The sequence below is a fragment of the Planktothrix mougeotii LEGE 06226 genome (assembly GCF_015207485.1).
In the GTDB taxonomy this organism is placed as follows: domain Bacteria; phylum Cyanobacteriota; class Cyanobacteriia; order Cyanobacteriales; family Microcoleaceae; genus Planktothrix.
The window spans coordinates 16,970-29,619 of the sequence record NZ_JADEWU010000047.1 but is presented as its reverse complement, the minus strand read 5'-3'; the positions used below and the strand labels follow the sequence as shown (position 1 = coordinate 29,619).

At 39.8% G+C, this 12,650-nt stretch carries 10 protein-coding genes; 5 read left to right on the top strand and 5 right to left on the bottom strand.

Annotated features, from left to right (window positions below):
* Positions 1 to 53: 53 nt before the first annotated feature.
* The gene (locus IQ236_RS18015; protein WP_193870574.1) at positions 54 to 890 is read right to left on the bottom strand and encodes a DUF4351 domain-containing protein; all 837 of its coding nucleotides are present in this window, start codon (positions 888 to 890) and stop codon (positions 54 to 56) included.
* A gap of 233 nt (positions 891 to 1,123) precedes the next feature.
* Between IQ236_RS18015 and IQ236_RS18010 the strand changes: the two genes are divergently transcribed.
* From IQ236_RS18010 to IQ236_RS18000, 3 genes are read left to right on the top strand one after another with little or no spacing between them, the layout of a single operon-like run.
* Entirely contained in the window at positions 1,124 to 2,155 is a 1,032-nt protein-coding gene (locus IQ236_RS18010; protein WP_193870573.1) for a GTPase family protein, read from the top strand.
* A 30-nt stretch (positions 2,156 to 2,185) separates the two neighbouring features.
* Positions 2,186 to 2,422, top strand: a complete 237-nt coding sequence (locus IQ236_RS18005) for a hypothetical protein (protein WP_228041722.1) — start codon at positions 2,186 to 2,188, stop codon at positions 2,420 to 2,422.
* A gap of 21 nt (positions 2,423 to 2,443) precedes the next feature.
* Positions 2,444 to 3,061 carry a VWA domain-containing protein gene (locus IQ236_RS18000; protein WP_322744242.1) on the top strand — a complete coding sequence of 206 codons (618 nt, stop codon included), beginning with the start codon at positions 2,444 to 2,446 and terminating at the stop codon, positions 3,059 to 3,061.
* 61 nt (positions 3,062 to 3,122) lie between these two features.
* Here the strand turns inward: IQ236_RS18000 and treS are convergent, their stop codons facing one another.
* The 4 genes from treS to IQ236_RS17980 form a co-directional block, all read right to left on the bottom strand.
* On the bottom strand, positions 3,123 to 6,443 hold the full coding sequence (treS, locus tag IQ236_RS17995; RefSeq protein WP_193870571.1) for a maltose alpha-D-glucosyltransferase: 3,321 nt from the start codon (positions 6,441 to 6,443) through the stop codon (positions 3,123 to 3,125).
* Positions 6,444 to 6,996: 553 nt separating this feature from the next.
* Positions 6,997 to 7,842, bottom strand: coding sequence for a polyphosphate kinase 2 (gene ppk2 / locus IQ236_RS17990; protein WP_193870570.1), 846 nt, complete (start codon positions 7,840 to 7,842; stop codon positions 6,997 to 6,999).
* Positions 7,843 to 8,057: 215 nt separating this feature from the next.
* The gene (uvsE, locus tag IQ236_RS17985; RefSeq protein WP_193870569.1) at positions 8,058 to 8,984 is read right to left on the bottom strand and encodes a UV DNA damage repair endonuclease UvsE; all 927 of its coding nucleotides are present in this window, start codon (positions 8,982 to 8,984) and stop codon (positions 8,058 to 8,060) included.
* Between the two features lie 147 nt (positions 8,985 to 9,131).
* Positions 9,132 to 9,593 (bottom strand): DoxX family protein, encoded by a 462-nt coding sequence (locus IQ236_RS17980; protein ID WP_193870568.1) that lies wholly within the window; start codon positions 9,591 to 9,593, stop codon positions 9,132 to 9,134.
* 417 nt (positions 9,594 to 10,010) lie between these two features.
* Between IQ236_RS17980 and IQ236_RS17975 the strand changes: the two genes are divergently transcribed.
* A complete protein-coding gene (locus tag IQ236_RS17975; RefSeq protein WP_193870567.1) occupies positions 10,011 to 11,855 on the top strand; it encodes a DUF963 domain-containing protein in 1,845 nt (614 codons plus the stop codon).
* Between the two features lie 119 nt (positions 11,856 to 11,974).
* On the top strand, positions 11,975 to 12,532 hold the full coding sequence (locus IQ236_RS17970; RefSeq protein WP_193870566.1) for a BON domain-containing protein: 558 nt from the start codon (positions 11,975 to 11,977) through the stop codon (positions 12,530 to 12,532).
* Positions 12,533 to 12,650 lie beyond the last annotated feature (118 nt).

Sequence of the window (12,650 nt, the reverse complement as noted above, 5' to 3'; positions counted from 1 at the left end):
TTTCCTTAAAGTATCACTTAAAGTTTTAAACAGATAACACTATATTGTACCCCTTAAGGCTGACGTTGATTCAACCAATTTTCTAAATCTGTTACTTCTGAAAAATCCAGAAGCGCTTCCCCTAAATTCTCTAATTCTTCGACAGATAAAGTCTGAATTTGTTCTTGTATTTCAGGAGCGATCGCACCAAGTCGTCGAGTAATTAAGCGAGTAACAAATAACATCGCCTCCCGTTGTCGTCCTTCCAGGAGACCGTCTTCCCGAATTTCTTGGTAAATGACAGACTCGCGCATTGTTTCGCTCCTAAATAATTGTCTGATTAAGTTTTTTTCAAACCTTAAACCCGCGAGAACTTGAGTACAAGCGAGGAGATCGGCTTGTTGATTGGGTTCTTCAATTGTAGCAATCCGATTTGCTATTTGCTCTAACAAAGTTCGGGGTGAGTTGGTTTGAGATAATGTCGCAAAGGGGAGTAAAGCGGGGACAGATAGCAGTAAATTGGGGTCTTGCTCCCACAGGCGAATCACTCTATAGCAGTGTTGGGTGTTGGTGTCTGTATACTCAGATACAAAAGCTTGTTCTGAGGTAGTTTGCTGTAAAAAGAGTACAACTTGATTGATGGAACAGGAGTATTGTCGCTTGAGCCTGACGTAGTAGTCAAGCATTCTGAATGGAAGGGGAGGGTTAGAATAAGACAGGGTTTGAAATTCCAGATGCAGAATTTGGTTATCGGCTTGCAAAAAAGTGAGAGAATCAGCCCGAATTGGTTCTTGAATGAGTTCAGTTTTGAGAACCTGAATGGTGGTAGGTTGTTCCAAGGGGAGCAACCATTGAACAAAAGCATCTGGGAATTTTTCAGCCAGATATTTACAAGTGTTATCGTAAACCAAGGAAGTTCAGTTAGAAAATAGGTGTGAATAGTCTGTGAGAGCAGTGTAACCTTTAGACGCATCTGTCTAACTGGATATTTTAGCAAAATCTGACAAAAGTTACTACTTTTTATCACTTTTTATCACTTTTTATCACTGTCAATTTGAAGTTGAGTTGGTAAATTAGGGATGATGAGACAACTCAAGTTGAATCATTAAGACAAAGATAAACGCTGCTTAGTGAGGAGTGCGATATGGAAATGAAAGAAGCTGATTTGACCCCAGATCAGCTTAATCTCGTTCAAGATCTTCTCAAAAAAAGAATCAATGAACGTCAATTTCGGGTTTCTATTGTCGGTCAAACGGGTGTTGGTAAGTCTTCTCTGATCAATGCTTTATTTGGTACTAATCTGAAAACTGATCCGGTCAAACCTTGTACTAAATTAGAATTAGAAGGAGAAGAAATTCCTGCTATTCCTATTAAAGAAAATCTGTACTTTTATGACCTTCCTGGGATCGGAGAATCAGACGAAGCAGACGAAAAGTATTTGCAAAAATACAGAGAACATCTTCAATCTTCCGATGTAATTTTATGGGCGATTCATGCTGATAATCGCTCAGTTGTTTTTGATTTGCAGTCCCTTAAAAAAATTATGGAGGGATATACACAAGAACAGAAAGCAGTTTTAATGAGCAAACTGACTTTTATTCTAACTAAAGCAGATGTTCTACATCCTCCGGCTTGGATAGCAGCAAAAATTGGAAACATCGTTAAGTTTTTACCAGCACCAGAAACAAGCAGCACTTTGGAACAAAAAGCTGTCTACTATCAACAGACTTTTATTGAGCCTTATGGTGGTTTAATTGTTTCCAAAACTTACGATGATTGCAATTTTTCCCTGATTGAAGATGGCTTCAAATGTGATCAAGATTTAAAGTTAATTTATTACAAAGGATATATGAATGCTGAAAAATTGAAAGAGTATCAGCAGAAATATCCTGAATACCAAAAAGTTTTTGCTCGACTTTATGATAACTATCAGGTTATCCCCTGTTCGGCTGTCTTTCGGTATAACTTAAATAAATTAATGTTGGTCATTCTCAATAAACTTGGGCAGGAAGCTACCATTCAGTTCTACAAGCTTATTGCTGGTGATGCTCTAGACCAAATTCCTTTTGACCAAACAGAAAACCTTTGTAACTTATTAGTCTATGAGCCAAAAACTAAAAAGACTCTGTTTGAATTTCGTCGGTGGTTAAATACCCAAAAATTTGGGATTTGGTAGTTGATTGAACACTCAAAAATGGTAATTATAATGAGTAACAACTGTGATCCTGATTACATTTCCAGCCAGCTTGCCCTACAGGATGATAATAACAGAAGTCTTAATCTAGCAAGAGCAATATTAACTGAATCGGCAGCCATCTCTTTAGTTATAGCGGCAATTAACTGGCTGGTGGACAAAAGTAAAATGGACAGACCGACAGCTAAGTTGATAAAGTCTGGCGTGAGTATTATAGGTCATTTAGCTAAGGCTTGGTTTGCATTGTAAATTAAAAAGGTGGAATCTATTGTGAGTGATTTAGAAAACCGTGACTATACTCTAATCATTGATAAGAGTGGCACTATGGCAAGGAAAGATTGTGAAGGCGGTAGAAGTCGTTGGGATATGATGCAAGAAACGACTTTCGCTTTAGCTAGTAAGTGTGAACAATTTGACCAAGATGGTATTACAGTTTATACTTTTTCTACTCAATTTAAACGGTATGATCATGTAACAGCCAGTAAAGTTGAGCAAATTTTCAATGAGAATGAACCTGTCGGAAGAACAGAAATGGCAAAAGTTTTGCAAGATGCTCTACAAAACTATTTTAGACTCAAGGAACAGGGACAAGCTAAATTAGGAGGTGAAACAATTATTGTAGTAACAGACGGTCAGCCAGACCACCCTCAAGCGGTTATCCAAACCATTATTGAAGCTACCCAAAAAATTGATAGAAATGAGGAATTAGCAATTTCATTTATCCAAATTGGTCATGATACTGAAGCCACCCAATTTCTCAAAACTTTAGATGATGATCTTCAAAGTGCAGGAGCTCGTTTTGATATTGTACATACAATCACAATTGATGAAATAGAACAAGAAGGAATCTCTCTGAAAGAGGTTTTAATTCGAGCGATTACTGATTAATATCAGCCCTATAGAGAGACGCGCCTTGGCACGTCTCTACGGGGTTGGAAGAATACAGAAATTAACGAACGACGGACACTAATCGTTTAAGAGAAAGTTCTAATAATTCAGGATGATAATCTAAATGATAGCCTAATTCCTGAATCGCTTTTTCTAATAAATAACAATCCAATAAAACGTTAAGTTCTTGTCGTCCTTGGGGTAAAAAATGATCAGAAGATGCTGTTTCTAAATAATGGTTGAGGAAGGCGGCACTGACCCAATTTGACCATAATTGTCCCCACTGTTCCATTAACGGTAAATTTTCCGGGCGAATCATGCCATTTTTGATTTCTTCTCGAAGGGCAAAACGGGTCGCTAAATCAAAAGATTGTAACATTCCAGCGACATCTCGCAAAGGAGAACGTTTCATGCGTCGTTCACTTAATGACCGATAGGATTCTCCTTCAAAATCAATAATAATAAAATCTTTCCCCGTATACAATACATCCGTTAAGGAATAGTTTCCATGACATCGAGTTCTCAAAGCAGTAATTTTCAGATTTAATAAGCTTTGGAATCTTCCTAAAATGTAATTTTGATCCCCTAAAATATGTTGAATTATGGGTTTAAGTTCTGGAGGTAATGTTTCCATTTGTTTCTTTAATTTTATCAACACTTGTCCCGTTAAATTCCGAGAATATTGATAAATTGAACGTTGATAAAAGGTAGAAAAAGGTTCAGGTGCAAAATCAGGATTATCAGGATCACTGGATAAAATAATATGAAATTCTGCGGTACGTTGTCCTAAAAGTTCTGCATTTCTGAAGTAGGAACCAATGAGTAATAAAATGTCTTCAGGAAGAGGGTCTTGATAAAGATCAAATAAAGAACGGTTTGAAGATAAAATCTCTAAGTCTTGACTCGGTTGTAAGATCACTCGATCAAAGTAATCTCGTAAACTATCTAAGGTATAATTCCAAGCATTAATTGCATCGGGAATATACTCTTGTAACACTCCAAATGTGATCGATTCTCCTCGATGACGATAATATTCCAATCCCCCGATTAAAGGAGTTGTATATTCTAAATGTTGTTTTTGTTCTAAAAAGGAACGAACTTCTAACTCTGGATTAATCCCATCTTCGACTCGACGGAAGAGTTTAAATAAAAAGCGATCGCCATACACAACAAAGGAATTATCAAACTCTCCTTTTAATAAATGGGGGTCTAATCGTTGTTTTAAATCCTGGTGTTTTAACGCTGCGGTTGTGGTAGCAACTAAATTACCAAATTGACCGGAATAACGATCAGAATTAATAATCATTTCTAAAGGTAAACTTAAGAATTCAATATCTTGTCCGACCTCTAATAAAATTCCGGTTTCTCCTGAAACTTCTACGGTTGCTAAAATGAATTGTGGCGTTTCTTTTTTAACCTTTTCTGCAAGTTCTTCCTTCAGAAAAACTAAAGGTAATAAATAGGTTTCAGGAAATCCTTCTGTATATTCCGTTTGCAATAAAATCATAATCCCTTGGCTATCTTTATACGGAATTGGAATTGCTTCTGTAATCTTGACAGATTGGAGAATTCGGGATTTTCCCATAAACCAGCGACAACGATAGAGATATTCGGGTAAAATTGATTCTAATCGGGTTCTTAAAGTCGGTTGGGTTAAGATTTCTTGCCAGTTATTTTGAACAACAAAAATGGGGAGTTGAGTTTGAGGTCGAGGAAGTAAAGCGACTTTTGGATCAAACTGAAGCATAAACCAGTAAAATCCATAGGGAGATAAACTCATAAAATAGGAATTTTCCCCAATTTTAGGAAATTCTGTCCGACCAAAAATTTCAACGGGAACCATGCCTTTAAAGGGAGATAAATCTAAATTAACGGATTGCACAAATCGAGATAAATTGGCAACAATTAACAGATGTTCTCCTTGATAAGTGCGGGTAAAAGCTAAGACTTTGCGGTTTTCAAAATGTAATAATTCAAAGGTTCCTCGTCCAAAAGCTTGAAACCGTTTTCGCATCGTAATAATGCGTTTCATCCAAGATAATAAGGAATTAGGATTCTGACTTTGGGCTTCAACATTAAGGGCTTCATAATTATATTCAGACTCAAAAATTAAGGGTAAATATAGTTTTTGAGGATTCGCCCGACTAAATCCAGCATTGCGATCAGGACTCCATTGCATCGGTGTTCTAACTCCGTTGCGATCGCCGATATAAATATTATCTCCCATACCAATTTCATCCCCATAATATAACACCGGAGTTCCGGGTAATGACAGTAATAAACTATTCATTAATTCAATTTGGCGACGATCATTTCCGAGTAAAGGTGCAAGGCGACGTCGAATTCCTAAATTAATTCTTGCTTGCGGATCTTGGGCATAAACTTTATACATATAATCTCGATCTTCATCTGTCACCATTTCTAAGGTTAATTCATCGTGATTTCTGAGAAATAATGCCCATTGACAGTTATCAGGAATGGCAGGAGTTTGATTTAAAATATCAATAATTGGGAAACTATCTTCCATCCGTAATGCCATAAATAATCGAGGCATTAAAGGAAAATGAAAATTTAAGTGACATTCATTGCCTTCCCCATAATAAGCCGCAGCATCTTCTGGCCATTGATTAGCTTCAGCTAAGAAAATTCGGTTACTATAATTAGCGTCTAAATAAGTTCGTAATTGTTTTAATAATTGATGGGTTTCGGGTAAGTTTTCACAGTTTGTTCCTTCCCGTTCAAAAATATAAGGAATGGCATCCAGTCGCATTCCATCAACTCCCATTCCCATCCAGAAATCTAAGACTTCTAAAACCGCTTTAATCACTTCAGGATTATCATAATTCAAATCCGGTTGATGGGAATAAAACCGATGCCAATAATAAGATTTTGCTACACTATCCCAAGCCCAATTTGAAGTTTCAAAATCTTTAAAAATAATTCTGACTTCAGAATATTGATCCGGGCTATCACTCCAGACATAAAAATCCCGTTCTTTACTGCCTTTGGGGGCTCGTCTGGCTCGTTGAAACCAAGGATGTTGATCAGAAGTATGATTAATCACTAATTCAACAATGACTCGAATTCCCCGCTCATGAGCCGCATCTAAAAACGTTTTAAAATCTTCTAAATTCCCATATATTGAATTAATATTCATATAGTCGGCAATATCATAACCATCATCTCGTAAGGGCGAGGGAAAAAAGGGAAGAATCCATAATGCTGTCACCCCTAAATCCTGTAAATAATCTAATTTTTCGGTTAATCCAATAAAGTCTCCAATTCCATCTTCGTTACTATCGGCAAATGCCCGAACTGGAACTTCATAAATAATGGCATCTTTAAACCATAAGGGATCGTTAGACAGTTTATTGTGTGGCATTTTTCAACTCAGGAATGTTTTAAGTGATGATTTGACTACAATGACAATATGGATAATTTTAGTTTAAAATTAATCATAAGGGAAGTCATCAGCCTTTAGGGAGAACTTAACAAACCTGTCAAAATTTACACAGCTTAAATTTATCCCCTCCTCTTCATGAGTATCATATTGATTGATCAACTAAACTTTTAAGTTCATCAACTGATAATAGACTCATATTTTTGATCCATTTTTAGGTTGAAAAAACTTGAAATTCTATCGGATTCAACTTTGACAACATTAAATGTCTTATTTTTGATTACTTTAAAGGTTTCAATTTCAAGCTTCATCTTCCTAAAGTTAGGATTATGATTAACAAATTCATCTATTCTAAACTGACACCAATCGTAAAAAGACGTTTTTTGTATGACAACTAATTTCAATAAAACTAATTTTTTGCCATTGAGCGATCACTAATTTTTTTGTTGTGTTTCCACTGTGTCATTATCTGGTATTGTCTAACTGATAACATTGATCCCAATTCGGAGATCAGTTAAAAAACAGAGCAAAACCTTTAATACTGCTCTGTAATCCAGCGTCGATTGCTCATCGAAGCCTCATCATCGTAGCTGTGTTTCATAGAGCGCTCAGGAAGCTTAACCTTTTCATGGGGAACGGGTTCGTAGGGAAACAAGTTGAGAAAATGAGACAGACAGTTAAGACGCGCTCGTTTCTTATCATCAGAATGAATAATATACCAGGGAGCCCAGGGGGTATCGGTGGCATCTAGCATCATGTCCCTGGCTTTGGAATATTCATACCAGCGTTCACGGGAGGGTAAATCCATCGCGGATAACTTCCATTGACGCAGGGGGTCATTAATCCGAGCTTCAAATCGCCGTTTTTGTTCTTCGTTGCTGACTTCCAGCCAATATTTAACCAGCTTAATCCCACTATCGACAATGTATTGCTCAAATGTTGGACAAACTTTGAGAAAATCCCGATGTTGCTCTTTGGTACAAAAACCCATGACATATTCCACACCCGTTCGGTTATACCAACTCCGGTCAAAAATAATGACTTCCCCCGCAGCCGGAAAATGGGTGAGGTAGCGTTGGATATACATCTGAGTTTTTTCTCGTTCAGTGGGAGCCGGTAAAGCTACAGTACGGAAGACTCGTGGACTCACCCGTTCAGTAAGGGCGCGAATTGTTCCACCTTTACCCGCCGCATCGCGACCTTCAAAAACGACAATGATTTTTTCCCCTGTATATTTGATCCAATTCTGAAGCAAACAAAGCTCGGTTTGGAGTTTGCGTAATTCCTGAGTATATTCTTTTCCAGAGAGCTTCGGTTTATTGGTATTAAGAGGTTCAACCTGAGAAATTTCGGTCTGTTTTTTCTCTTTGTGCTTGCCCATTAGATTCTCCTGGTTTTTTAAAATTTAGCTGAAATATTCTTCCTGTAAGGGTTTAAAGTTATTTTTGTCTAAGTTCCACGATCAATTCATTCTAATTTTACTCAAGATATTAATTTCTTTCCTATTATTTTTTACCCCACCCCATCAGCCCATGCCAAATTCAAAGGGCAATACAGCCCTTTTATAGGCGGTAGTAGTAACTCTCTGACCGTTACCTATTTTAGCATCTTATTACTTCTGGAATCCAGCCAATTTGTGCGGAGTTGCGCGATCGCTAATTCTTTTTGTTTGGCTTCTACTTCAATCCAAGGAACGGTTTGATAACAATCGGGCATTAAACTAATATAATCGCTATGTTTGGGATCAGCAAAAGATTTATCTCCATTAGAAATATGAACCAGTTGCCATTCAGGAATTGTCCACGTTTTTTGAGCTTCTGCTAACATGAAGGCAACACTGGGATGATCATAACTTTCCAAATGTTCATGAATCACATGATGATGAGCATCAAACACCATTGGAATTTGAGCAGCATGGCACACTTCTAAAATGTCTTGAGAACTATAAGCATATTCATCATTTTCTAAGGTTAAACGCAGTCGAATTTCATCGGGTAAATCTTGAATAACTTGAATTAATCGTTCACTGCGATCGCCTTTTCCCCCATGAATATTCATCAGTGACCAAGGCGATCGCGGCAATCCTAATAAATCTAAAATCAGAGCATGGGTTTTCAATATTTTAATACTATTTTCAATCACTTCTGGACGATCTGAACTTAAAACCACAAACTGATCGGGATGTAAAACCAAACGAATTCCTAACAAGTGTGCTTGTTTTCCAATTAACTCCATTTCCTCGGCTAATTCCCTTAAAATAGCCATTCCAATGGGTTCATCCGCAAAGGGAAATAAAGCGGAACTTAATCGATATAAATGGATATTTTCACGGGTACAAAACTCAACAGCTTGATTTAAACGCTTCAGATTTTCGGTATAAAGCGTTCTCAACGTCTGCTCTTGTTCTGGAAGAGTTAATTGTAATAATCGTTTTCGGGTTAAAGCTCGAAATCTTACTTCTTGAGAAGCCGTAATACAAACTAATCCTAATTCAGGAACTTGAGTTGAGTTTTGAGTCTTCATTCAGCCATTATAGCACTACGCATTAAAGGTGTACAGACGTACCCTGTAGAGACGCGCCAATAGCCTTACGGCATGGCTCCGCCCAGGCGCGTCTCTACTTATTCCCCATTCTATTCGTAATTCGTAATTCGTAATTCCCTCTTCCCTCTAATGATTCAATTGAGATTCAATAGTAGCCATAACATCAGGGGTTCCCGGTTGTTCTTCGGGATGACGGGTATACCACCAAGCCCAAGCTATCAAAACCGCTTGGAACGGCAATCTCACCCAATATAATAGAGGATGATGGGGGATTCCGTCTATGGGAATACTATGAAGGGCTTGATAAATATTAGCCGGAAAAACAGCAATAAATAAGGCAATGATTCCCCAAGCCGCAGCTACACTAATGACCGGAATTAATAATCCAATTCCGCCGAGAATTTCAAAGATACCACTGATATAAACTAACCCGACCGGATAGGGTAATTCAGGGGGAACAATTCGAGCATATTGTTCAGGACGAATAAAATGAGTGATCCCAACAATAATTAGCGAAATTGCTAGAACAACTCGAAGAATTTCCTTGCGTCGATGGGATGAAGAAAACGAATCGGTTTTAGCAGGCATAATCCACAAGATTAAACTTCAGCTAAGTTTATAACCCTTTCTCCGAATCGACTTCTATCCAGAGTCTAAAGATTAGATTGATCAGAGAGATAAAATTCTATTCCCTATACTCATCCCTAAATTCCCCTAAGTGTAAAATCCCATTCCCGACTCACTCAAAAGTTGCTTCAAAAGGCAGAGGACGAAGATTCCTAATGTCGTTAAGCTAGAGGATATTGGAGTTAAAAACTCATGAGTGAAAATCGGTAAAACTCAGATGCTTTTCTGAGGAGATGAGAACACTTAAAAGCCAGTTGGTAGTCTGGAACGGTGCGACAGAATTTGTCGTTTGATTTGAGCAATAAAACTCAAAAACTTAAACCGATCTGGGAAAACAAACCAACATAAATAATTAAAATATTTTCAAGGAAGAACATTATGGCAATTAGTCATTCTAATCCTGTTACAACTCACAACCGACGTGCTGTAGGTGTGTTTCCTAACCGTCGCGCCGCCGAACAAGCCCTTTATGCCCTCAGAGATTCCGGTTTTCCCATGGATCGGGTTTCTGTGATTACCAGAGATAACATTCGGGAGTCAGAAATTGCAGGCGCCGATGTTCAGGATTCTGTTTCTGAAAGTCGCGCAGCCCAACACGTCGATAACAAAGCCGAAGAAGGCGCGGCGGTTGGAATTACCACCGGGGGCGTTTTAGGCGGACTAACCGGGTTATTAGTGGGTTTAGGTACTCTCGCCATCCCTGGAATTGGCCCCGTTATGTTAGCGGGAGCCACTGCAACAGCGATCGCTACAACCTTAGCGGGAACAGCGATTGGGGTGGCGACCGGGGGCTTATTAGGCGCACTGATTGGCTTAGGAATTCCTGAAGAAGATGCCAAAATCTATAACGAGCGCATCGGTCGCGGTGAATATCTGGTAATTATCGATGGTAATGAGGCTGATATTGCTCATGCTCATCAAATCTTAAATCGCCATCACATTGAAGAATATAAGGTTTATGATGCTCCCGGTGTGGCTTCCGCTACCCCGGCTCACCTCAACCCAGATATTACTCCCCATCATCATCATCATGAACATTCCGTTGCTGTAAGCCGGAATAAACACGCCATCGGTGTTTTCTCTAACCCTCGTGATACCGAACACGCCATTACGGACTTAAGAAATGGGGGTTTTCCCTTAAGCCATATTACTCTAGTGTTGAATCACCCCAGACGAAACACTTTTACAGATGTTGACATTCGCGATCGCTTTGATGCGGTGAGATATGGTATCCCCGTTGAGCGGGCCAGAGTCTATAATGATCGCTTGGATCGGGGTGACTATATTGTGATTGTCAGTGGCACAGAAGAGGAAGTGCATCAGGCGGAGCCAATTTTACGCCGTCACAAAATTGAACAGTGGCAGATTTATGATCCAACGGTGATTTCCTCAACAACTCCCGTTGAACACAGCCGACCTGTGGAAATGTCCGCACCCTTGGAAAGCTCAAAACCTTTAGAACACAGTGGCCACGATATTGCTAACGTTGCACCTGTTTCTGGCCCATCGGCTTATCCGGCGACACCTGTAACAACATCCACAACAACACCGAGCACCAAGAAAAGCCACCATCCCTATAAACGAGCAATTGGCGTCTTCCATCATCGTCATGATGCCGAAATGGCTCTGACTGATTTAAGAGATTCGGGTTTTCCGATGGGACGTGTTTCCCTCATTGTTAAAGATATTGACGGTCATCATCCCCTCACCAGTGCAGGTCAACAAAATTTAGGCGTTGATCTCGATCCTCGAACTCACGGGAATAAAGCCGACGAAGGGGCAAAAGCCGGAGCAGCAACGGGAGCCGCCCTCGGCGGTTTAGGTGGTTTACTCGTCGGTCTGGGAACCTTAGCCATCCCTGGTGTTGGCCCTGTGATTGCTGGCGGAGCCGCAGCCACAGCCCTCGCAACCGCCTTATCCGGTGGAGCCATCGGTGCAGTTGCGGGAGGCGCGACCGGAGGATTAGTCGGTTTGGGTGTCCCTGAAAATCGCGCTCACGTTTATAACGATCGCCTCAACCGAGGAGATTATGTGATTATGGTCGATGGCTTTGAAGAAGAAGTGCGCCGAGCCGAACCCATTTTCAAACGTCATGGCATTCATGAATGGGAAATTTATAATGCTGCTGATGTCGATGTTAGTGCTTATACCAACCCTAACCCGTATACTCCTCGTCCGACTTCTAAATCCGTTGAACGCGATCGCACGAATTCCACCTGGTAACAATCCTTAATTCAAGAATTAGGAACGACAACAATTTAAGGCTTCGTTCCTAATTCCTCAACTCCCATTTGTTTCTCAGTTCAACACAATTTTTATAGATTTACTTCGGAGTTTCAATCATGAAAAAATTAACTTCTTTACTCATAGGTAGTTTCTTATTACTCGGTGCGGTCGCCTGTAATGATGTTGCCAAAACCAGCACAGGCGCCCCCGATGGGCCGAACCAAACAGCAGAAGCCCCAACTGTAGAAAAAGCCCAAGAAATTAAGGAAGATGCCCAAAGTGAACTGCGAAGACGTCAGCTTAATGCAGATATTCGCGCTCGTGAACAACGCAATAATGTCACCGGGGGTGATGCTATTCGAGCCGATGGTGATTTAGAAAGTGAAGTTCGCTCGAAATTGGAAGCGAATTTACCCGCCAGTCAACTCACGGTTGCGGCTAAAGATGGAGTGGTCACGGTTGCAGGAACAGTGCCAACCCAACCCCAATATGAGCGTATTGATCCCTTAGCCAAGGAAATTAAAGGGGTGCGACAAGTGGTGGTTAATGTGGCGGTTGTTCCCGCTCAAGAGGGACAAGAAGCTCAATCTCAAACTGAAGATAACAATGCTCAACCGGTGATCAATAATAACAATTCAGAACAACCTGAAACGCAGCCTAACACTCAACAGTAATAACTACGAGGACAAGGCTGGGGGGTGTAGGGGAAAGAAAAAGAAAAGCTGGAAGAATCCTCCTCTACTCACCCCCCTGACTCGCTATAAAAACAAACCTTCTAATATTCCATCCTTT

Coding starts and splice junctions, on each gene's coding strand:
- IQ236_RS17980 (WP_193870568.1), bottom strand. CDS start 9,593: ATGCCTGCTAAAACCGATTCGTTTTCTTCATCCCATCGACGCAAGGAA.
- IQ236_RS17970 (WP_193870566.1), top strand. CDS start 11,975: ATGAAAAAATTAACTTCTTTACTCATAGGTAGTTTCTTATTACTCGGT.
- treS (WP_193870571.1), bottom strand. CDS start 6,443: ATGCCACACAATAAACTGTCTAACGATCCCTTATGGTTTAAAGATGCC.
- IQ236_RS18010 (WP_193870573.1), top strand. CDS start 1,124: ATGGAAATGAAAGAAGCTGATTTGACCCCAGATCAGCTTAATCTCGTT.
- ppk2 (WP_193870570.1), bottom strand. CDS start 7,842: ATGGGCAAGCACAAAGAGAAAAAACAGACCGAAATTTCTCAGGTTGAA.
- uvsE (WP_193870569.1), bottom strand. CDS start 8,984: ATGAAGACTCAAAACTCAACTCAAGTTCCTGAATTAGGATTAGTTTGT.
- IQ236_RS18005 (WP_228041722.1), top strand. CDS start 2,186: ATGAGTAACAACTGTGATCCTGATTACATTTCCAGCCAGCTTGCCCTA.
- IQ236_RS17975 (WP_193870567.1), top strand. CDS start 10,011: ATGGCAATTAGTCATTCTAATCCTGTTACAACTCACAACCGACGTGCT.